This is a genomic window from Mycobacterium mantenii (genome assembly GCF_010731775.1).
GTDB lineage: Bacteria > Actinomycetota > Actinomycetes > Mycobacteriales > Mycobacteriaceae > Mycobacterium > Mycobacterium mantenii.
Genome location: NZ_AP022590.1, coordinates 5,979,996 through 6,000,977, shown reverse-complemented (window position 1 = coordinate 6,000,977; position 20,982 = coordinate 5,979,996). Strand labels below are relative to the sequence as shown.

General features: G+C 67.0%; 22 protein-coding genes and 1 pseudogene. All 23 read left to right on the top strand.

Annotated elements, in window-relative coordinates; genetic code table 11:
* Nucleotides 1–11 precede the first annotated feature (11 nt).
* Nucleotides 12–1,217, top strand: coding sequence for an alpha/beta hydrolase (locus G6N50_RS27805; protein WP_083092983.1), 1,206 nt, complete (start codon nt 12–14; stop codon nt 1,215–1,217).
* The gene (locus tag G6N50_RS27800) at nt 1,214–2,425 is read left to right on the top strand and encodes a CaiB/BaiF CoA transferase family protein (RefSeq protein WP_083092985.1); all 1,212 of its coding nucleotides are present in this window, start codon (nt 1,214–1,216) and stop codon (nt 2,423–2,425) included. Before G6N50_RS27805 ends, G6N50_RS27800 begins: the two co-directional genes overlap by 4 nt.
* The gene (locus G6N50_RS27795) at nt 2,422–3,327 is read left to right on the top strand and encodes a hydroxymethylglutaryl-CoA lyase (protein WP_083092987.1); all 906 of its coding nucleotides are present in this window, start codon (nt 2,422–2,424) and stop codon (nt 3,325–3,327) included. The genes G6N50_RS27800 and G6N50_RS27795 overlap by 4 nt, the downstream gene beginning before the upstream one ends.
* A 14-nt stretch (nt 3,328–3,341) precedes the next feature.
* A complete protein-coding gene (locus G6N50_RS27790) occupies nt 3,342–3,986 on the top strand; it encodes a TetR/AcrR family transcriptional regulator (RefSeq protein WP_083092989.1) in 645 nt (214 codons plus the stop codon).
* A gap of 8 nt (nt 3,987–3,994) precedes the next feature.
* Nucleotides 3,995–5,233, top strand: coding sequence for an acyl-CoA dehydrogenase family protein (locus G6N50_RS27785; RefSeq protein WP_083092991.1), 1,239 nt, complete (start codon nt 3,995–3,997; stop codon nt 5,231–5,233).
* Nucleotides 5,233–6,225, top strand: coding sequence for a phosphotransferase family protein (locus G6N50_RS27780; RefSeq protein ID WP_142275421.1), 993 nt, complete (start codon nt 5,233–5,235; stop codon nt 6,223–6,225). The genes G6N50_RS27785 and G6N50_RS27780 overlap by 1 nt, the downstream gene beginning before the upstream one ends.
* Entirely contained in the window at nt 6,222–6,560 is a 339-nt protein-coding gene (locus tag G6N50_RS28945; protein ID WP_142275422.1) for a DUF6285 domain-containing protein, read from the top strand. The genes G6N50_RS27780 and G6N50_RS28945 overlap by 4 nt, the downstream gene beginning before the upstream one ends.
* A 25-nt stretch (nt 6,561–6,585) precedes the next feature.
* A complete protein-coding gene (locus G6N50_RS27775) occupies nt 6,586–6,987 on the top strand; it encodes a nuclear transport factor 2 family protein (protein WP_083092993.1) in 402 nt (133 codons plus the stop codon).
* A gap of 33 nt (nt 6,988–7,020) precedes the next feature.
* Nucleotides 7,021–7,557: a YceI family protein gene (locus G6N50_RS27770; protein ID WP_179970074.1), complete on the top strand. Its 537-nt coding sequence runs from the start codon at nt 7,021–7,023 to the stop codon at nt 7,555–7,557.
* Nucleotides 7,558–7,611: 54 nt separating this feature from the next.
* A complete protein-coding gene (locus G6N50_RS27765; protein WP_083092997.1) occupies nt 7,612–8,025 on the top strand; it encodes an Rv3143 family two-component system response regulator in 414 nt (137 codons plus the stop codon).
* A gap of 443 nt (nt 8,026–8,468) precedes the next feature.
* Nucleotides 8,469–8,846 carry an NADH-quinone oxidoreductase subunit A gene (locus G6N50_RS27760; protein ID WP_066989787.1) on the top strand — a complete coding sequence of 126 codons (378 nt, stop codon included), beginning with the start codon at nt 8,469–8,471 and terminating at the stop codon, nt 8,844–8,846.
* Nucleotides 8,847–8,854: 8 nt separating this feature from the next.
* Nucleotides 8,855–9,409: a NuoB/complex I 20 kDa subunit family protein gene (locus G6N50_RS27755; protein WP_007772881.1), complete on the top strand. Its 555-nt coding sequence runs from the start codon at nt 8,855–8,857 to the stop codon at nt 9,407–9,409.
* Nucleotides 9,406–10,113 carry an NADH-quinone oxidoreductase subunit C gene (locus tag G6N50_RS27750; RefSeq protein ID WP_083092999.1) on the top strand — a complete coding sequence of 236 codons (708 nt, stop codon included), beginning with the start codon at nt 9,406–9,408 and terminating at the stop codon, nt 10,111–10,113. Before G6N50_RS27755 ends, G6N50_RS27750 begins: the two co-directional genes overlap by 4 nt.
* Nucleotides 10,113–11,438, top strand: a complete 1,326-nt coding sequence (nuoD, locus tag G6N50_RS27745) for an NADH dehydrogenase (quinone) subunit D (RefSeq protein WP_083093001.1) — start codon at nt 10,113–10,115, stop codon at nt 11,436–11,438. The genes G6N50_RS27750 and nuoD overlap by 1 nt, the downstream gene beginning before the upstream one ends.
* Entirely contained in the window at nt 11,435–12,190 is a 756-nt protein-coding gene (nuoE, locus tag G6N50_RS27740) for an NADH-quinone oxidoreductase subunit NuoE (protein WP_083093003.1), read from the top strand. The genes nuoD and nuoE overlap by 4 nt, the downstream gene beginning before the upstream one ends.
* Nucleotides 12,190–13,530, top strand: coding sequence for an NADH-quinone oxidoreductase subunit NuoF (gene nuoF, locus G6N50_RS27735; RefSeq protein WP_083093005.1), 1,341 nt, complete (start codon nt 12,190–12,192; stop codon nt 13,528–13,530). Before nuoE ends, nuoF begins: the two co-directional genes overlap by 1 nt.
* A 60-nt stretch (nt 13,531–13,590) precedes the next feature.
* Nucleotides 13,591–16,005, top strand: coding sequence for an NADH-quinone oxidoreductase subunit G (locus tag G6N50_RS27730; protein ID WP_083093007.1), 2,415 nt, complete (start codon nt 13,591–13,593; stop codon nt 16,003–16,005).
* A gap of 8 nt (nt 16,006–16,013) precedes the next feature.
* Nucleotides 16,014–17,285 (top strand): NADH-quinone oxidoreductase subunit NuoH, encoded by a 1,272-nt coding sequence (gene nuoH / locus G6N50_RS27725; protein WP_163651023.1) that lies wholly within the window; start codon nt 16,014–16,016, stop codon nt 17,283–17,285.
* Nucleotides 17,278–17,823: an NADH-quinone oxidoreductase subunit NuoI gene (gene nuoI, locus G6N50_RS27720; protein ID WP_083093009.1), complete on the top strand. Its 546-nt coding sequence runs from the start codon at nt 17,278–17,280 to the stop codon at nt 17,821–17,823. The genes nuoH and nuoI overlap by 8 nt, the downstream gene beginning before the upstream one ends.
* Before the next feature lie 26 nt (nt 17,824–17,849).
* Nucleotides 17,850–18,638: an NADH-quinone oxidoreductase subunit J gene (locus tag G6N50_RS27715; RefSeq protein WP_179970196.1), complete on the top strand. Its 789-nt coding sequence runs from the start codon at nt 17,850–17,852 to the stop codon at nt 18,636–18,638.
* A complete protein-coding gene (gene nuoK, locus G6N50_RS27710) occupies nt 18,635–18,934 on the top strand; it encodes an NADH-quinone oxidoreductase subunit NuoK (RefSeq protein WP_007772892.1) in 300 nt (99 codons plus the stop codon). The genes G6N50_RS27715 and nuoK overlap by 4 nt, the downstream gene beginning before the upstream one ends.
* A gap of 10 nt (nt 18,935–18,944) precedes the next feature.
* A complete protein-coding gene (gene nuoL, locus G6N50_RS27705) occupies nt 18,945–20,831 on the top strand; it encodes an NADH-quinone oxidoreductase subunit L (protein WP_083093011.1) in 1,887 nt (628 codons plus the stop codon).
* Nucleotides 20,831–20,908: pseudogene (locus G6N50_RS29635) on the top strand (16S rRNA (guanine(966)-N(2))-methyltransferase RsmD); the annotation flags it as partial. The gene nuoL and the pseudogene G6N50_RS29635, both read left to right, overlap by 1 nt.
* Between the last annotated feature and the right edge of the window lie 74 nt (nt 20,909–20,982).

The window sequence follows — 20,982 nt, the reverse complement described above, 5'->3', positions numbered from 1 at the left end:
GAGCGGCGCCAATGACACAAGCGGTGAAACCCAAAAAGCACGAGTACGACCGGATTCCCTATCTCGTTGCCTTCCAGAACAATTCCGGTGTGCGGGACGTTTACGGCGGCCTGGCCGAGATCACCGTGCTGGAGAGCTACCTGCTCAAACCCAAGGACAGGCCGTCGGACACCGTACTGGTGTTCATGCACCCCATCGGCGGCGGCGCCTACCTGCCGATGATCAACGCGCTGGCCCGGGCCGGCCATCACGTCATCTACTGCAACAGCCGCTTCCGCGGCACCGACTCGGCGCTGCTGATGGAGAAGGTGGTCGAGGATCTCGGCGAGTGCATCAAGGACGCCAAGAAGCGCCTGGGCTACCCCAAGGTGGTGCTGGCCGGGTGGAGTGGCGGCGGATCGCTGTCGGTGTTCTACCAGCAGCAGGCGCAAAACCCGACCATCACGTCCAGCCCCACCGGCGACGGCCCGAACCTCACCAAACTCGACCTGCCCGCCGCCGACGGCATCATGCTGCTCGCCGCGCACATCAGCCGGCACGGCACGCTGACCGAATGGCTGGACGCGTCGATCCTCGACGAATCCGATCCCACCAAACGCGATCCCGAGCTGGACCTGTACAACCCCGACAACCCCAATCAGCCGCCGTACAGCCAGGAATTCCTGGGCCGCTACCGGCAGGCGCAGATCGACCGCAACCGCCGCATCACGGCATGGGTCAAGGACAAGCTGGCCGAGTTGAAATCGTCGGGGCGCCCCGACGCAGATGTTGCCGAGTTCGGCTTCGTCGTGCACGGCACCATGGCCGACCCGCGCTGGCTGGACCCGACCGTCGATCCCAACGAACGCGCCCCTGGCACCTGCTACCTGGGGGATCCTCAGGTGGTGAACATGAGCCCCGTCGGGCTGGCCCGGTTCTCCACCCTGCGCGGCTGGCTTTCGCAGTGGAGCTACGACGACGCGCGTGGCGACGCGGTGGCCTGCGGGCCCGACATCGCGATCCCGGCGCTGGTGATCGGTAACCTGGCGGATGACGCCTGCACGCCCAGCCACACCCGGCGGCTGTTCCAGGCGATCGGACACGATGACAAGGAGATGCACGAAATCCCGGGCGCCACACACTATTACGCGGGACCTGACCAGCGCGACGCGCTGCGGGCGGCCGTCACCATCGTCACCGACTGGCTGGTGCGGCACGACTTCGCGAGCGCCGAATGACCCCCGCCCCAGCCGGACCGCTGGACGGCATCCGCGTGCTCGAGCTGGGCACGCTGATCGCCGGGCCCTTCGCCGGCCGATTGCTCGGCGACATGGGCGCCGACGTGATCAAGGTGGAACTGCCCAAGGCCCCGGACCCGCTGCGCACCTGGGGCCAGGCCGAGCTCGGCGGGCAGCACGTCTTCTGGACGGTGCACGCGCGCAACAAGAAGGCGATCACCCTGGATCTGCGCCACCCCCGCGGCCGTGAACTGTTCTGCGAGCTCGTCGAGAAATCCGACATCGTGGTGGAGAACTTCCGTCCGGGCACCCTGGAAAAGTGGAACCTGGGCTACGACGTGCTCGGTGCCCGCAATCCGGGCATCATCCTGGTCCGGGTGTCCGGCTACGGGCAGACCGGACCCGACGCCACCAAGGCCGGCTACGCCTCGGTCGCCGAGGCCGCCAGCGGACTGCGGCACCTCAACGGTTTCCCGGGCGGGCCACCGCCCCGGCTGGCGCTCTCGCTCGGTGACAGCCTGGCCGGCATGTTCGGCGCGCAGGGCGCACTGGCTGCCCTCTATCGCCGCAGCGTCACCGGACGCGGTCAGGTGGTCGACGTCGCGCTGACCGAATCATGTTTGGCCGTGCAGGAATCCACCATTCCCGACTACGACGTTGGCGGGGTGATTCGCGGGCCGTCCGGCACCCGGCTCGACGGCATCGCCCCGTCCAACATCTACCGCAGCGCCGACGGCTCGTGGGTGGTGATCGCCGCCAACCAGGACACCGTCTTCGCCCGGCTGTGCAAGGCGATGGGTCGCGCGGAGCTGGCCACCGACGACCGGTTCGCCACGCACGTCGCGCGTGGCCGCAACCAAGACGAACTCGACAACATCATCGGCGCGTGGGCCGCAGAACGCCGGCCCGGCGACATCATCGAAACCCTCTCCGCCGCAGGCGTGATCGCCGGTCCGATCAACACGGTCGCCGAGGTCGTCAACGACCCGCAGCTGCGCGCCCGCGACATGCTGGTCGAGCACTACGATGAACGGCTGCAGCGCAACGTCCTGGGGCCGGGCATCGTGCCGGTGCTCTCGGAATCGCCCGGCCGCCTGCGCAACGCCGGCCCCGCGTGCCCGGGCCAGCACAACGACGATGTTTTCATCGGGCTGCTGGGCAAGACGGCCGAGGAGCTCGAGCAGTTGCGCGCCGAGGAGGTGCTGTGACACACGTTCAGATCCGCGAGGTGGCTCTGCGCGACGGTCTGCAGATCGAGTCGCCAATTCCGTTGTCGGCCAAGCTGGAACTGCTGGCCGCGGTGGCGGCGACCGGGGTCCGCGAGGTGGAGGCCACCGCGTTCGTCTCCCCGTCGAAGGTGCCGTCGATGGCCGATGCCGCCGAGCTGGCCGCGCACCTGCACGACTACCCCGACATCGAATTCTCGGCCCTGGTGGCCAGCCCGAACGGCGCCAAGCGGGCCGTCGCCGCGGGGCTGCGCTCCATCGAGTACGTGGTGGCCGCCGACGACACCTTCAGCAAGGCCAACGTCGGGCGCACCAGCGCCGAAGCCACCAAGGCGATCGACGAGATCGTCGCCATCGCGCATGACGGCCCCTCCAGCTTTCCCGTCACCGTCGAAGTCGTCATCGCCACCGCCTGGGACTCGCCGTTCGAAGGGCCCACCCCGCCGCCGCGGGTGCTCGAGATCGCGGCGGCCGCCCGCGACCGCGGTGCCGACCGCCTGTCGATCGCCGACACCATCGGCACCACCACCCCGGGCCGGGTGAGTTCGCTTATCGCACAACTGCGTCCGGTGATCGGCGACCTACCGCTGGGCGGACACTTCCACAACACCCGCGGCTCCGGGCTGGCCAGCGCCTACGCCGCCGTCAACTCGGGGGTGACCCGGCTGGACGCCTCGGTCGGCGGCCTGGGCGGCTGCCCCTTCGCGCCGGGCGCCACCGGCAACATCGCCACAGAGGACCTCGTATACCTTTTGACCGACAGCGGCATCGGTGTGGACGTCGACCTGCAGGCCGCCATCGCCGCGGCCGACGTGGCGAAGTCGTTGGTGGGGCACGACCTGCCGAGCGCCCTGTTACGCGCCGGCGACCGACGGAGACATTAAGTGCAGGGGAACTGATGTCCGCCCCGGAGGCCACCCGCGAGCTGACCGCCAAAGGCCGCCAGACCAGGCAGGCCATCGAGCAGGCCGCCCGGAAACTGTTCGCCGAACGGGGCTTTCACGGCACCACCCTGGCCGACATCACGTCGGCCGCGGGAAAATCGCCGGCGGTGTTCTACCGATACTTCGGCGACAAGGAAGACCTGCTGGCCGCCCTCGCGGAATCATTTTTGCACGAGGTGGTGACGCCGTCGGGTCTCAGCGTTCACCTGCCGGACTCCCCAGACGATGACGCCTTCTTCACCTCGGTGGTCACCGGCTACTGGAACATGTTCAAACAGAACATCGGCATCATGATCGCTGTGGCCCAGCTGGCCGCTACCCAACAGCGCTTCGCGGCCGTGCAGAACGAATTCCGGCGGTTCGGAATGGATCTCGTGGCCGCCTCGGTGCGCCGGGCCCAGGAGCAGGGTTACGGCGCCGAGCTGCACCCCCAGCACACCGCGGCTGCCATCGCGTTGCTGTTCGAGAACTTCACCACCGTGTTCGTCGGATCGTCCGGTCCCGCGGGCCTGGGTGTGACAATCAGCGACGAAGACGCCATCGCGACCTTGTCGATGGTCTGGAAGAGAACCTTGTACGGCGGCCTCACGAGATCTTAGGAGAAGACATGGATTTCACTCTGCCAGAACATCTTCCGGGCGTGCTCGCCGAGATGGACGAGTTCATCGAGGCCGAGATCAAGCCGCTGGAACGCGAACACATCCAATACTTCGACAAGCGCCGCGAGCATGCGCGCACCGATTGGGACAACGACGGGATCCCGACCCGCGAGTGGGAGGATCTGCTCTCCGAAATGCGCAGGCGCGCCGACAAAGCCGGCTGGCTGCGCTATGGATTGCCGGCCTCACTCGGCGGTCGCGACGGCAGCAACGTCGACATGGCGGTCATCCGGGAACACCTGGCGCACAAGGGGCTTGGCCTGCACAACGACCTGCAGAACGAGTCGTCGATCGTCGGGAACTTCCCGCAGGTGATCATGATGGAGCGGTTTGGCACCGACGAGCAACGCAAGGTGTGGTCGGAGGCGTTGATCACCGGGGAACGGTCCATGGCCTTCGGCCTGACCGAGCCGCAACACGGGTCGGATGCGACCTGGCTGGAGACGCACGCCGAACGCGACGGCGACAGCTGGGTGATCAACGGCTCCAAGCGGTTTAACACGGGCGTGCACCGCGCAACCCACGACCTGGTCTTCGCCCGCACCTCAGGCGAACCGGGAGCCGCGTTCGGCATCACCGCGTTCCTGGTGCCGACCGATTCACCCGGATTCAACGTCCCCTATTACTGGTGGACGTTCAACATGCCCACCGACCACGGCGAGGTCGAACTGACCGACGTGCGAATTCCCGCCGACGCGGTGCTCGGCGAGGTGGACCGCGGCCTGGAAGTCGCCCAAACCTTCCTGCACGAGAACCGGATCCGGCAAGCGGCGAGCAGCCTGGGCGCGGCGCAGTACTGCATCGACCGCGCCGCCGAATACGCCGCCGGCAGAACGGTGTTCGGTAAGCCGCTGTCGGTGAACCAGGCCGTGCAATGGCCGCTGGCCGAGCTCCAGACCGAAGCCCAGATGGTGCGGCTGCTGGTGCAATACGCCGCCTGGCATCTGGACCGCGACCACCACATGGAGGTCTCGGACAAGGTGTCGATGGCGAACTATCGCGCCAACCGGCTGGTCTGCGACGCCGCCGACCGCGCCATGCAGGTCTACGGCGGCCTCGGCTACAGCCGGCACGAGCAGTTCGAGCACATCTACCGCCACCACCGTCGTTACCGCATCACCGAGGGCGCCGAGGAAATTCAGATCCGCCGGGTGGCGCAGCGGCTGTTCAAATTCGGCAAGAAGTGATGGACAGCGTCGAGTCAGCGGAACTGGGCACCAAATTGGCTGCGTTGCTGACCGGGGCGCTCGGCGCCGACACCGCGGTCGAGAACCTGCGCGCGTTGACCGGCGGCGCCAGCAGAACCACCTGGGCGTTCGAGGCCGTCACCGACGCGTGGCGTCGTGCGCTGATCTTGCGCACCGGCCCACCCGACGACGTGCACGCGGGCATGGAGCTCGAAGCCAGGACGCAGGCCGCCGCCGCGGCCGCCGGGGCGCCGGTCCCGCACGTGCTGATCGCCGACAATTCGGCGGCCGCGCTGGGCAATCCGTATCTGATCTGTGACGAGATCAAGGGCGAGACCATCGTGCGGCGCATCCAGCGTCAGCTCGACGGCGCCGACGGACACGCTGCGCGCACGCAATTGCTGCAGCAGTGCGCGCAGGCGGTGGCCGCCATTCACCGCGCCGACACGGACATTCCGGATCTGACCCACGAAGATCAACTCGCCGAATGGCGTCAACGCCTCGACGACATGGGCGACACCACCGCAGCCTTCGAATGGGGGTTTCGCTGGCTGGCCGCCCGCCGTCCCCCACCGTCGCCGGCGGTGTTGGTGCACGGGGATTTTCGGATGGGCAACCTCATCGTCGACGGATCGAACCTTGCCGCAGTGCTGGACTGGGAGCTGGTGCACGTCGGCCAGGCGTACGAGGACCTGGCGTGGTTCTGCATCCGGGCCTGGCGATTCGGCGCTCCGGCCAGCCTCGGCGCGGGCGGCCTGGGCAGCATCGAAAGCTTCCTGCGCGCCTACGAGCAGGCCAGCGCGACTACCGTCGACCGGGTGGCGTTTCACTGGTGGCTGGTGCTGGCCACGTTGCGCTGGGGTGTCATCTGCCGCTTCCAGGCCGAACGCCATCTGAGCGGGCAGAACCGCTCGGTCGAGTTGGCCACCATCGGCCGTCGCGTCTGCGAGACCGAATGGGACCTGCTCAACCTGCTCGAGGCGCAGCCATGATCGGCGCATACGGCCGCCCGCTGGCCGCCGAACTCGTGGCCGCCGTTGCCGAATTCCTGGAGAGCGACGTGCGTGCAGCGACCCACGGACAGGTGAACTTCCACGCCAGGGTCGCGGCCAACGCACTGCGCATCGTCGAGCGCGAATTGCTCGATGAAAGCGAGGCGGAATCCCGTGCGGCGCTGGCCGGCCTGGGCTTCGCCGATGAGGAACAACTGGCCGCAGCGATCCGCGCCGGCGAGCTGGACGCGCGGGCGGATGAGGTCACCCCCTGCCTGCGAACCCTGGTACGACGTCGGCTGGCCGTCGCGCACCCCGGATACGACAGTGAATAGCTCGGCGACCAGATAGGAGCCAGACATGTCCGCTTCCAGCACCGCGACGGTCATCGATGTGGCCAACCGCCTGTTCACGGCGATCGAGCGAAGCGATGTCGCCGCGGTGGACGCGATGTGGAGCGGCGACATCGCGGTATGGCGCAGCGGCTCGCGACGCGACGACGACAAGACTCGCGCGATGCGGGTCATCGACTGGTTCATCGGCGCGAGCACGCAACGTCGCTACGAAATCCTCGACCGGCAGGTCTTCGATGACGGATCGGTCCGGGGCTTCGTCCAGCAACACATTTTGCACGCCACCGGGCATGCCGGGCAGTCAATCTCGCTGCGGGTCTGCATCGTGATCAAGGTGGGCACCGACGGCCTGATCGAGCGGATCGACGAATATTTCGATCCCGCCGGGATCGCGCCGTTGATGAACTAGCGCTAGATTCGCCACGACACAATGGGGGTGACGATGACGACTTTGGAGACACTGCTTCACGATCCCGACATGGCCGGCGTGTGGAACCTGGTTCCGGACCGCTCGTCCATCACTTTCAAGGTCAGGAACATGTGGGGCCTGCTGAACGTTAAGGGCCGCTTCACCGAATTCACCGGCGACGGCCAACTGACCGGCAAGGGAGCGGTTTTCGGTCGCGTCGACATCAAGGCCGCCTCGCTGGACACCGGCATCGGCCGGCGTGACAAACACCTGCGCTCGGCCGACTTCTTCGATGTCGACCGCTTCGGGGAGATCAGCGTCGTCGTCACCGCCGTGCACCCGACGAAAGGCAAGGCCGCCGACCTTCGGACCGGCTTCACGATCAAAGGCGTCACCGCCGAGGTGCCGCTGCCCGTCACGATCTCCGAGCTCGACGATGGCTCGATCCGGATCACGGGCGAAACCAAGCTCGATCGAGACCGGTTCGACCTGGGTTGGAACCGGCTCGGCATGATGAGCTCGACGGCAACGGCGGCGGTGGACGCCATCTTCGTGCGGGTATTGCAATAACGATTTCTGCGGGCACCCCGCTGAACCCGGTCCGACACCAGTAGCATCTGCACCGTGCCCGACTCCACCCCCCAATCCAGCGTCGCCCTGCGGATCCTCGTCTACAGCAGCAACGTCCAAACGCGCGAAAGGGTGATTCGCGCGCTGGGCAAGCACCTGCACCCCGATCTGCCCGAGCTGAGCTACGTCGAGGTGGCGACCGGGCCCATGGTGGTGGCGACGATGGACAAGGGCGGCATCGACTTGGCCATCCTGGACGGCGAGGCCACCCCGACCGGCGGCATGGGAATCGCGAAGCAGCTCAAAGACGAACTCGAGACCTGCCCGCCCCTGATTGTCTTGACCGGGCGGCCCGACGACGCATGGCTGGCGTCCTGGTCGCGCGCTGAGGGCGCGGTGCCGCACCCCATCGACCCCATCCTGCTGGGCCGCACGGTGCTCAGCCTGCTGCGAGCCCCCGTTCGCTGACCCGATCGACGCCGCCGCGCCTTTGCCGCGGCCGTTCCTTCCCGACCGCCGGATGCGGCAGTTCTGACCACTTCGGCCTCCGTCGACGCGACAACCGGCGCTAATTCCGATGTTGCTGACGACGGGCCCATCCGCCCTGGCACGCCGCTGATCTTGGGCGCCGCAGCGATCGGCGCGGCGGCATCTTTGCTGATGCTCCCCGAGCGGCGGGTGCGCTGCATCGGGTTCGGCGCCGGGTGTTGGTTTCACCGTCTATCGAGTTTGCGCAGCACAGCGGGACACGGCACCGCCAATACTGGAAAATCCCCACCCCGGGCAAGCGCGCCGCACGCCGCGACGCTATGTTGTAAATCACTGTGACGGGCTCGCGGCCCGGTTCGTCACAGCAGCCCGGTTACCGCCTGGCCGCTGCAGGCGGCTCGTACGACGGATCATGGAGCGAGTTGAACGTCTACATACCCATCCTGGTGCTAGGCGCCATTGCCACCGCCTTTGCGGTGGGCTCGGTGGCGATCGCGAGCCTGGCGGGCCCGTCACGTTTCAACAAGTCGAAGATGGCGGCCTACGAGTGTGGGATCGAACCCACCGAGACATCGGTGAGCGGCCCGCATGCGACAGCCGGGCAGCGCTTTCCGGTGAAGTACTACCTCACCGCGATGCTCTTCATCGTCTTCGACATCGAAATCGTGTTCCTGTATCCCTGGGCGGTCAGCTACGACGCGCTGGGCACGTTCGCGTTGGTCGAAATGGTGGTGTTCATGCTGACGGTTTTCGTGGCCTACGCCTACGTGTGGCGCCGCGGCGGCCTGACGTGGGATTGAGGTAAGTCGTGGGTCTTGAGGAACAGCTGCCCGGCGGGATTCTGCTGTCAACAGTCGAGAAGGTCGCGGGCTACGTCCGCAAGAACTCGCTGTGGCCGGCGACGTTCGGGTTGGCCTGCTGCGCCATCGAGATGATGGCAACGGCCGGGCCAAGATTCGACATCGCGCGGTTCGGCATGGAGCGATTCTCGGCCACCCCGCGACAGGCCGATCTGATGATCGTCGCCGGCCGGGTCAGCCAGAAGATGGCGCCGGTGCTGCGACAGATCTACGACCAGATGGCCGAGCCGAAATGGGTGCTGGCCATGGGCGTGTGCGCGTCATCCGGCGGGATGTTCAACAATTACGCGGTCGTGCAGGGCGTCGATCACGTGGTTCCGGTGGACATCTACCTGCCCGGCTGCCCTCCGCGACCGGAGATGCTGCTGTACGCAATCCTGAAGCTGCACGAGAAGATTCAGGAAATGCCGCTGGGCGTCAACCGGGAAACCGCGATCGCTGAAGCCGAGCAGGCGGCGCTGTCGGCGCGGCCCACGATCGAGATGCGCGGGCTGCTGCGATGAGCTCACCGGACCAAGACCCAGGAGAAGCGATCAGCCGCGCCGACGAAGAAGTCATCGACGTGCGCCGCGGCATGTTCGGCGCCAAGGGCTCGGGTGACACGTCCGGTTACGGGCGGCTGGTGCGCGAAGTCCTGCTGCCGGGCAGCAGCCCGCGGCCCTACGGCGGCTATTTCGACGAGGTGGTCGACGGCCTGGCCGCGGCTTTGCACAAGGACGACGTCGAATTCACCGACGCCATTGAGAAAGTCGTGGTGTACTGCGGCGAGCTGACCTTGCACGTCCGGCGCGACGCGCTGGAGCGGGTCGCGCATCGGCTTCGTGACGAACCGCAGCTGCGCTTCGAAATGTGCCTGGGCGTCAGCGGGGTGCACTACCCGCATGAGACGGGCCGCGAACTGCACGCCGTGTATCCGTTGCAGTCGATCACGCACAACCGCCGCGTCCGGCTGGAAGTGTCTGCGCCCGAAGACGATCCGCACATCCCCTCGCTGTTCGGGATTTATCCGACGACCGACTGGCACGAGCGGGAAACCTACGATTTCTTCGGCATCATCTTCGACGGGCACCCGTCGCTGACCCGCATCGAGATGCCCGATGACTGGCACGGGCATCCCCAGCGCAAGGACTACCCCCTCGGCGGAATTCCCGTCGAATACAAAGGCGCACAGATACCCCCGCCCGACGAGCGGAGAGCGTACAACTGATGAGCACTACCACCGAATCGAAGCAGGACGGCGCCGGCGAGACATTCGTGGTCGCGGGCGGCCAGGACTGGGACAAGGTCGTCGAGGCCGCCCGCGGCGCCGATCCCGGCGAACGCATCGTCGTCAACATGGGGCCCCAGCATCCCTCCACGCACGGGGTGCTGCGGCTGATCCTGGAAATCGAGGGCGAGACGGTCACCGACGTCCGTTGCGGCATCGGCTATTTGCACACCGGCATCGAAAAGAACCTCGAATACCGCTACTGGACCCAGGGTGTCACGTTCGTGACCCGGATGGATTACCTGTCACCGTTTTTCAACGAGACGGCCTACTGCCTGGGTGTGGAGAAGCTGCTCGGCATCACCGACCAGATACCGGAGCGGGTCAACGTCATCCGGGTGATGATGATGGAGCTCAACCGGATCTCGTCGCATCTGGTGGCGTTGGCCACCGGCGGCATGGAACTGGGTGCCATGACCCCGATGTTCGTCGGTTTCCGGGGACGCGAGATCGTGCTGACCCTGTTCGAATCGATCACCGGTCTCCGGATGAACAGCGCCTACGTCCGCCCCGGGGGCGTGGCGCAGGACCTGCCGCCCAACGTGGAGACCGAGATCGTCGAAGGCCTCAAGGGACTCAAGCAGGTGCTGCGCGAAATGGGCGGCCTGCTCAACGAGAACGCCATCTGGAAGGCCCGCACCCAGGACGTCGGATATCTGGATCTGACCGGATGCATGGCGCTGGGCATCACCGGCCCCATCCTGCGCGCCACCGGGTTGCCCCACGATCTGCGCAAGAGCGAACCGTATTGCGGATACGAAAACTACGAATTCGACGTAATCACCGAAGACACGTGTGATGCTTACGGGCGCTACATGATTCGCGTCAACGAGATGTGGGAGTCGATCAAGATCGTCGAGCAGTGTCTGGACAAGCTGAAGCCGGGTCCGATCATGGTCGAGGACCGCAAGATCGCCTGGCCGGCCGACTTGAAGGTGGGCCCCGACGGCATGGGCAACTCGCCGGAGCACATCGCCAAGATCATGGGCGGCTCCATGGAGGCGTTGATCCACCACTTCAAACTGGTCACCGAGGGCATCAGGGTTCCCGCGGGCCAGGTCTACACCGCGGTCGAGTCGCCGCGCGGGGAGCTGGGCGTGCACATGGTCAGCGACGGCGGTACCCGCCCCTACCGGGTGCACTACCGAGACCCCTCATTCACCAATCTTCAGTCGGTGGCGGCGATGTGCGAAGGCGGGATGGTCGCCGACCTGATCACCGCGGTCGCCAGCATCGACCCGGTCATGGGCGGGGTGGACCGGTGACCGGCCCGCAGGGACAGCCGGTCTTCATCCGGCTCGGGCCGCCACCCGACGAGCCCAACGCGTTCGTCGTCGAGGGTGCGCCCAAGACGTATCCCCCCGAGGTGCGGGCCCGGCTGGAGGTCGACGCCAAGGAGATCATTGGCCGCTACCCCAACAAGCGCTCGGCGCTGTTGCCGTTGCTGCACCTGGTGCAATCGCAGGATTCCTACCTGACACCGGCGGGCCTGGAGTTCTGCGGTGAGCAGCTGGGGCTCACCGGTGCCGAGGTGTCCGCGGTGGCGAGCTTCTACACCATGTATCGCCGCGGCCCCACCGGCGACTATCTGGTGGGTGTTTGCACAAACACGTTGTGCGCCATCATGGGTGGCGACGCCATCTTCGACGCCCTGAAGGAACATCTGGGCGTCGGCAACGACGAGACGACCGCCGACGGAGCGGTCACGTTGCAACACATCGAATGCAACGCCGCCTGTGACTACGCACCGGTGGTGATGGTGAACTGGGAGTTCTTCGACAACCAGACGCCCGAGTCGGCCCGCGATCTCGTCGACTCGCTGCGCGCCGGCGAGCCCAAGCCGCCCACCCGCGGCGCTCCGCTGTGCGTCTTCCGCGAGACGTCGCGCATCCTGGCCGGCCTGCCTGACGAGCGTCCCGACCAGGGGCAGGGTGGCGCCGGCGCCGCGACGCTGGCCGGCCTGAAGGTAGCCAAGGAGCACGGCATGGAGGCGCCGAGCGCGCCGGAAGGCCAGTAATGACAACGACTTTCGACACTTCGCAGGCAACGCCGCTGACTCCGGTGATCAGCCGCTTCTGGGACGATCCCGAATCCTGGACCCTCGACACCTATCACCGCCACGGCGGCTACGAGGCGATGAAGAAGGCGTTGGCGATGGAGCCCGACGCGGTGATCGGGTTGGTGAAGGATTCCGGGCTGCGCGGGCGCGGCGGCGCGGGCTTCTCGACCGGAACGAAGTGGTCGTTCATCCCGCAGGGCGACACGGGTGCGGCCGCCAAGCCGCATTACCTGGTGGTCAACGCCGACGAGTCGGAACCCGGTACGTGCAAAGACATTCCGCTGATGCTGGCGACGCCGCACGTCCTCGTCGAGGGCGTGATCATCGCCGCGTACGCGATCCGGGCCAGTCACGCGTTCATCTACGTGCGCGGGGAGGTGCTGCCGGTCCTGCGCCGCCTGCAGAACGCGGTGGCCGAGGCCTACGCAGCCGGTTACTTGGGCCGCGACATCAACGGCTCGGGCTTTGACCTCGAGCTGGTGGTGCACGCCGGTGCCGGCGCCTACATCTGCGGTGAGGAAACCGCGCTGCTGGATTCGCTGGAAGGCCGCCGCGGCCAGCCGCGGCTGCGTCCGCCGTTCCCCGCCGTGGCCGGGCTGTACGGCTGCCCCACGGTGATCAACAACGTCGAGACCATCGCGAGCGTGCCGTCGATCATCGGCAACGGCGTGGACTGGTTCCGTTCGATGGGCAGTGAGAAGTCCCCGGGCTTCACGCTGTATTCGCTGTCCGGGCACGTCGCACGCCCGGGGCAGTACGAGGCCCCGCTGGGAATCACGTTGCGGGAGTTGCTCGCCTACGCGAGTGGTGTGCGCGCCGGGCATCGGCTCAAGTTCTGGACCCCCGGCGGATCGTCGACCCCGTTGCTGACCGACGAGCACCTCGACGTGCCGTTGGACTACGAGGGTGTCGGCGGGGTTGGCTCGATGCTGGGCACCAAGGCGCTGGAGATCTTCGACGAGACCACCTGCGTGGTGCGTGCCGTGCGGCGCTGGACGTACTTCTACAAGCACGAGTCGTGCGGAAAATGCACGCCGTGCCGCGAGGGCACCTTCTGGCTGGACCAGATCTACGAGCGGCTGGAAACGGGCAAGGGCACCAGCGAGGACATCCAGAAGCTGCTGGACATCTCCGACACCATCCTGGGGAAGTCGTTCTGCGCCTTGGGTGATGGCGCCGCCAGCCCGGTGATGTCGTCGATCAAGTTCTTCCGCGACGAATACGTCGCGCACGTCGAGGGCGGCGGATGCCCCTTCGATCCACGAGACTCCATGCTGACGCCGAACGGAAAGGCTTGAGGCGTTTATGACCCGCGACGGCGACGATGCAGAGCGAAGCGATGAGGAGGAGCGGCGCCTATGACCCAGGCGGCCAAAACCGAGACCGGCGATGAGGTGCGTCCGCCGGACATGGTGACGCTGACCATCGACGGCAACGAGATCAGCGTTCCCAAGGGAACTCTGGTGATCCGGGCCGCCGAGTTGATGGGCATCCAGATCCCGCGGTTCTGCGACCACCCGCTGCTGGAGCCGGTCGGCGCGTGCCGGCAGTGTCTGGTCGAGGTCGAAGGCCAGCGGAAGCCGATGGCCTCGTGCACCACGGTCGCAACCGACGACATGGTGGTGCGCACCCAGCTCACGTCGGAGGCCGCCGACAAGGCCCAGCACGGCGTGATGGAACTGCTGCTGATTAACCACCCGCTGGACTGCCCGATGTGCGACAAGGGCGGCGAATGCCCGCTGCAGAACCAGGCGATGTCCAACGGGCGCGCCGATTCTCGCTTCGAAGACGTCAAGCGCACCTTCGCCAAGCCGATCAACATCTCGTCGCAGGTCCTGCTGGACCGGGAGCGCTGCATCCTGTGTGCGCGCTGCACCCGGTTCTCCGAGCAGATCGCCGGCGACCCCTTCATCGACATGCAGGAACGGGGCGCCCTGCAGCAGGTCGGCATCTACGCCAACGAACCGTTCGATTCGTATTTCTCGGGCAACAGCGTGCAGATCTGCCCGGTGGGCGCGCTGACCGGGAGCTCATACCGGTTCCGGGCCCGCCCGTTCGACTTGGTTTCCAGCCCCAGCGTCTGCGAGCACTGCGCTTCGGGGTGCGCACAGCGCACGGACCACCGCCGCGGCAGGGTGCTGCGCCGGCTGGCCGGCGACGATCCCGAAGTCAACGAGGAGTGGAACTGCGACAAGGGCCGCTGGGCGTTCACCTACGCGACCCAGGCCGATGTCATCGCCACTCCCCTGATCCGCGACGCCGACGGCACCCTGCAGCCGGCCTCGTGGTCGCACGCGATCGCCGTCGCGACGAGGGGCCTCGAGGCGGCGCGTGGCCGCACCGGTGTGCTGGTCGGCGGCCGGGCGACTCTCGAGGATGCCTACGCCTACTCCAAGTTCGCGCGAATCGTGCTGGACAGCAACGACATCGACTTCCGCGCCCGGCCGAGCTCGGCCGAGGAGGCCGACTTCCTGGCCGCCCGCATCGCCGGCAAGCCGATCACCGTCAGCTACTCGGATCTGGAATCGGCCCCCGTGGTCGTGCTGGCCGGATTCGAGCCCGAAGACGAGTCGCCGATCGTGTTCTTGCGGTTGCGCAAGGCGGCCCGCAAGCACGGGGTGCCGGTGTACGCGATCGCGCCGTTCGCCACCCGCGCGCTGACCAAGATGTCCGGGCGGCTGATCAAAACCGTTCCCGGCGCCGAGGCTTCGGCGCTCGACGGCTTGGCCACCGGCGAGGTGGGTGACCTGCTCTCCACCGCCGGCGCGGTCATCATGTTGGGCGAACGCCTGGCCACGGTGCCGGGCGCCCTGTCCGCCGCGGCGCGGCTCGCCGACACCACCGGCGCCCGCCTGGCCTGGGTGCCGCGCCGCGCCGGTGAGCGGGGCGCGCTGGAGGCCGGCGCGCTGCCGGGGCTGCTGCCCGGTGGCCGCCCGGTCGACGACGAGAACGCCCGGGCGCAGGTCGCACAGGCGTGGAACGTGTCCGAATTGCCTTCCGGCAGTGGACGTGACGTCGACGCAATCCTGGCCGCCGCCTCCGACGGCACGCTGGGCGCGCTGCTGGTCGGCGGTGTCGAGCCCGACGACTTCACCGACCCGCAAGCGGTGCTGGCGGCGCTGGACGGCGTCGGCTTCGTGGTCAGCCTGGAGCTGCGGCACAGCGCCGTCACCGAACGCGCCGACGTCGTCTTTCCGGTCGCGCCGACGGCGCAGAAGGCCGGTGCTTTCGTCAACTGGGAGGGTCGCTTCCGGCCGTTCGAGGCGGCGCTGCGGAACACCCAGGAAGCCAGCCAGTCCGACCATCAGGTGCTGGACACGCTGGCCGACGAGATGGGCGTCTATCTGGGCATGTCCACCGTCAACACGGCCCGCGAAGAACTGAACGCGCTGCGGCACTGGGACGGCAAGCGCGCCGCGAACCCGGACGTCGCGGCGCCGGAGCCCGCCCAGCCCGCCGCGGGTGAGGCGGTGTTGGCGGGCTGGCGGATGCTGCTGGACAACGCCCGAATGCAGGATGGCGAGCCACATTTGGCGGGCACCGCGCGCAAGCCGGTCGCCCGGCTGTCCGCGGATACGGCCGCCGAAATCGGCGCGGCCGACGGCGACGCGGTCACGGTCAGCACGTCGCACGGATCCATCAGCCTGCCGCTGGTGATCACCGACATGCCCGACCGGGTGGTGTGGCTCCCGGTGAATTCGTCCGGCTCGGCGGTGCACCGCCGACTCGGCGTATCCCTTGGCAGCACGGTGAAAATCGGAGTGGGTTCATGACGACGTCGCTGACCGCATTCGGGCACGACACATGGTGGCTGGTGCTGGGCAAGGCGCTGGCGATCTTCGTATTCCTCATGTTGAACGTGCTGGTGGCCATTCTGCTCGAACGCAAGATCCTCGGCTGGATGCAGCTGCGGCCCGGGCCCAACCGCGCCGGGCCGTGGGGCGTCCTGCAGAGCCTGGCCGACGGAATCAAGTTGGCGCTCAAGGAAACCATCACCCCGGGCGGGGTCGACAAGTTCGTCTACTTCGCCGCGCCGGTCATCTCCACGATCCCCGCGTTCACCGCCTTCGCGTTCATCCCGTTCGGTCCGGTGGTGTCGGTGTTCGGCCACCGCACACCGCTGCAGCTGACCGACCTGCCGGTCGCGGTGCTTTTCATCCTGGGGCTGTCGGCGATCGGCGTGTACGGAATCGTGCTGGGCGGCTGGGCTTCCGGGTCCACCTATCCGCTGCTGGGCGGGGTGCGCTCCACCGCCCAGGTCATCTCCTACGAGGTGGCGATGGGGTTGTCGTTCGCGGCGGTCTTCCTCTACGCGGGGTCGATGTCGACGTCGCAGATCGTCGCCGCGCAGGACCGGGTCTGGTACGTGTTCCTGCTGCTGCCGTCGTTCGTGATCTACCTCATCTCGATGGTCGGCGAAACCAACCGGGCACCTTTCGATTTGCCCGAGGCCGAGGGTGAGCTGGTCGCGGGGTTCCACACCGAGTACTCGTCGCTGAAGTTCGCGATGTTCATGCTGGCCGAGTACGTCAACATGATGACGGTTTCGTCGCTGGCCACCGTCCTGTTCTTCGGTGGCTGGCACGCGCCGTGGCCACTGAACATGTGGGCCGGCGCCAACACCGGCTGGTGGCCGGTGCTGTGGTTCACCGCGAAGATGTGGACCTTCCTGTTCATCTACTTCTGGTTGCGGGCCTCGCTGCCCCGGCTGCGCTACGACCAGTTCATGGGGCTGGGCTGGAAGCTGCTGATCCCGGCGTCGCTGGTCTGGGTGCTGATCGCCGCCGTGATTCGCACGCTGCGCAACCAGGGCTATCAGTACTGGACCCCGATTCTGGTGGTCAGCAGCGTCGTATTCGCCACGGCGATCGTACTTTTGTTGCGAAAGCCGTTTAGCGCGCCGGGTATTCGCGCGCTGGAGAAACAGCTGCGCCGCGAGGCGAAGAAGCTTCCGGCCGCACCAGGCTCCACTCCGGTATTCCCGACACCGCCGCTGCCAGCGGCATCCCAGAAATCGCTGGCGGCCGCGAGCAAGGAGAAAGCACGTGGCTAAATTCTTGGACGCCATAGCCGGATTCGGCGTGACATTCGGATCGATGTTCAAAAAGAACGTCACCGAGGAGTATCCGGAAAAGCCGGGCCCCGTCATGCCGCGCTACCACGGCCGTCATCAACTCAACCGCTATCCGGACGGTCTGGAGAAATGCATCGGCTGCGAGTTATGCGCGTGGGCGTGCCCGGCCGACGCGATCTACGTCGAGGGCGCGGACAACACCGAGGAGCTCAGGTATTCGCCCGGGGAACGCTACGGCCGGGTCTACCAGATCAACTACCTGCGGTGCATCGGCTGCGGCCTGTGCATCGAGGCCTGCCCGACCCGCGCGCTGACCATGACCAATGACTACGAGATGGCCGACGACAACCGTGCCGACCTGATCTACGAGAAGGACCGGCTGCTGGCGCCGCTATTGCAAGACATGCTCGCGCCGCCGCACCCCAGGACCGCCGGCGCCACCGACAAGGATTACTACCAGGGCAACGTGACCGCACACGGGTTGCGGGAAATTCAGCAGGCCGGAGATTCCCGGTGATTGGGTTGACCGGCCACGCCATTGCCGTGGCGTCCAGTTTCACTCAGGACACCATCGTCCGCACCTCCACCGGCGAAGCGGTCGCCTTCTGGGTGCTGGGCGTCGTGGCCGTGATCGGCGCGATCGGGGTGGTAACCGCCGTGAACGCCGTGTACTCGGCGATGTTCTTGGCGATGACCATGATCATCCTGGCGGTCTTCTACATGATCCAGGACGCGCTGTTCTTGGGCGTGGTGCAGGTCGTGGTCTACACCGGCGCGGTGATGATGCTGTTCTTGTTCGTGCTGATGCTCATCGGTGTGGACTCGGCGGAATCGCTCAAGGAGACGCTGCGCGGCCAGCGCATCGCCGGGGTGACGGCCGGTATCGGGTTCGGCATCCTGCTGATCGCCGCCATCGGCAACCTGAGCACCGGCGGCTTCGCCGGCCTGACCACCGCGAACGCCAACGGCAATGTGGAAGGGCTTGCGGCGCTGATCTTTTCGCGTTATCTGTGGGCGTTCGAGCTGACCAGCGCGCTGCTGATCACCGCGGCCGTCGGCGCGATGGTGCTGGCGCACCGCGAGCGGTTCGAGCGCCGCAAGACGCAGCGCGAGCTCTCCCAGGAGCGGTTCCGGGCGGGCGGGCACCCGACCCCGATGCCCAGCCCCGGCGTCTACGCGCGCCACAACGCCGTCGACGTGGCCGCGCTGCTGCCGGACGGTTCGTACTCGAAGCTTTCGGTGTCGCCGATGCTGCAAAGCCGCGGCGCCGACGGCAAGAAGACCCCGTCCCCCGAGCCGAGCCCGAGTCTCTCCCAAGGCGGTACGTCGTGAATCCGGCCAATTACCTGTACCTTTCGGCGCTGCTGTTCACCATCGGGGCCTCCGGTGTGTTGTTGCGCCGCAACGCCATCGTGATGTTCATGTGCGTCGAGCTGATGCTCAACGCGGTCAACCTGGCGTTCGTCACGTTCGCGCGGATGCACGGCCACCTGGACGGGCAGATGATCGCGTTCTTCACGATGGTGGTCGCCGCCTGCGAGGTGGTCATCGGCCTGGCCATCATCATGACCATCTTCCGTACCCGTAAATCGGCGTCCGTCGACGACGCGAATCTACTCAAGGGCTGACGACGCCAACATGACTCAATACACTCCGCTGCTGGTGGCGCTGCCATTGGCGGGCGCCGCAGTCCTGCTGTTCGGCGGCCGACGCACCGACCGGTGGGGGCATTGGCTGGGCTGCGCAACCGCCCTCGCGGCGTTCGGGGTGGGCCTGAGCCTGCTCAACGAGCTGCTGAGCCGCGCCGCCGACGACCGCGTCATCCATCAGAAGGTGTTCAGCTGGATCCCCGTCGGCCAGCTCCAGGTGGATCTCGGGCTACAGATCGACCAGCTGTCGGTGTGTTTCGTGCTCCTGATCACCGGGGTCGGGTCGCTGATCCACATCTATTCGGTCGCCTACATGGCCGAAGACCCGGACCGCCGAAGGTTTTTCGGCTACCTCAACCTGTTTCTGGCCTCGATGCTGCTGCTGGTCGTCGCCGACAACTACGTGGTGCTCTACGTCGGCTGGGAAGGCGTGGGCCTGGCGTCCTACCTGCTGATCGGATTCTGGTACCACAAGCCGACGGCGGCCACCGCGGCCAAGAAGGCGTTCGTGATGAACCGGGTCGGCGACGCAGGGTTGGCCCTGGGAATGTTCTTGATGTTCAGCACTTTCGGCACCCTGTCCTATGCCGGGGTCTTCGCCGGTGCGCCCGCGGCCGGTCACGGCGCGCTGACCGCGATGGGATTGCTGCTGCTGCTGGGCGCCTGCGCCAAGTCCGCACAAGTCCCGCTGCAGGCCTGGCTGGGTGACGCCATGGAGGGCCCCACCCCGGTGTCCGCGCTGATCCACGCCGCCACCATGGTGACCGCCGGGGTGTATCTGATCGTGCGGTCCAACCCGCTGTACAACCTGTCCGCCGATGCGCGACTGGCCGTGGTCGTCGTGGGTGCGGTCACGCTGCTGCTCGGAGCGTTCATCGGCTGCGCCAAGGACGACATCAAGCGGGCGCTGGCCGCATCGACGATGAGCCAGATCGGCTACATGGTGCTGGCCGCCGGCCTCGGCCCGGCCGGCTACGCGTTCGCGATCATGCACCTGCTCACCCACGGCTTCTTCAAGGCCGGGCTGTTCCTCGGCTCCGGCGCGGTGATTCACGCGATGCACGAAGAGCAGGACATGCGCCGCTACGGCGGCCTGCGCGCGGCGCTGCCCATCACGTTCGTCACCTTCGGCCTGGGATACCTGGCGATCATCGGCGTGCCGCCCTTCGCGGGCTACTTCTCCAAGGACGCCATCATCGAGGCCGCGCTGGCCTCGGGTGGCATCCAGGGTTACCTGCTGGGTGGCGCCGCGCTGCTGGGTGCCGGCGTCACCGCGTTCTACATGACACGTGTGATGCTGATGACGTTCTTCGGCAAGAAGCGCTGGGCGCCCAGCGCCCACCCGCACGAGGCACCCGCGCTGATGACGTGGCCGATGATCCTGCTGGCCGTCGGCTCGGTGTTCTCCGGTGGCCTGCTGGCGGTGGGCGGCACCCTGCAGCGCTGGCTCGAACCGGTCGTCGGTAAGCACGAAGAGGTCACCCACGCGTACCCGGTCTGGGTCAGCTCCGCGCTGGCGCTGGGTGTCGTCGTGATCGGCATCGCGGTGGCCTACCGGTTGTACGCGAAGACACCGATCCCGCGGGTGGCGCCGCTGTCCGTGTCGGCGTTGACGACGGCGGTGCGCAAGGACCTCTACGGCGATGCCTTCAACGAAGAGGTGTTCATGCGCCCCGGCGCGCAACTGACTCACGCGCTCGTCGACGTCGACAACGCGGGTGTCGACGGCTCGGTCAACGCGCTGGCGGCACTGGTGAGTTCGACGTCAAATCGACTGCGGGGGCTGCAAACCGGCTTCGCCCGCAACTACGCATTGTCAATGCTGACGGGCGCGGTGCTGGTGGTCGCGCTGATCCTGGCGGTGAAACTGTGGTGAACCGCGCCGGCGACGATGCAGTGGGGGCACCACCCGCTTGCGGGGGACGGAGCGATGAGGAGGAGTGGCGCCGATGAACCGCGCCGGCGACGATGCAGAGCGGAGCGATGAGGAGGAGTGGCGCCGATGAACCGCGCCGGCGACGATGCAG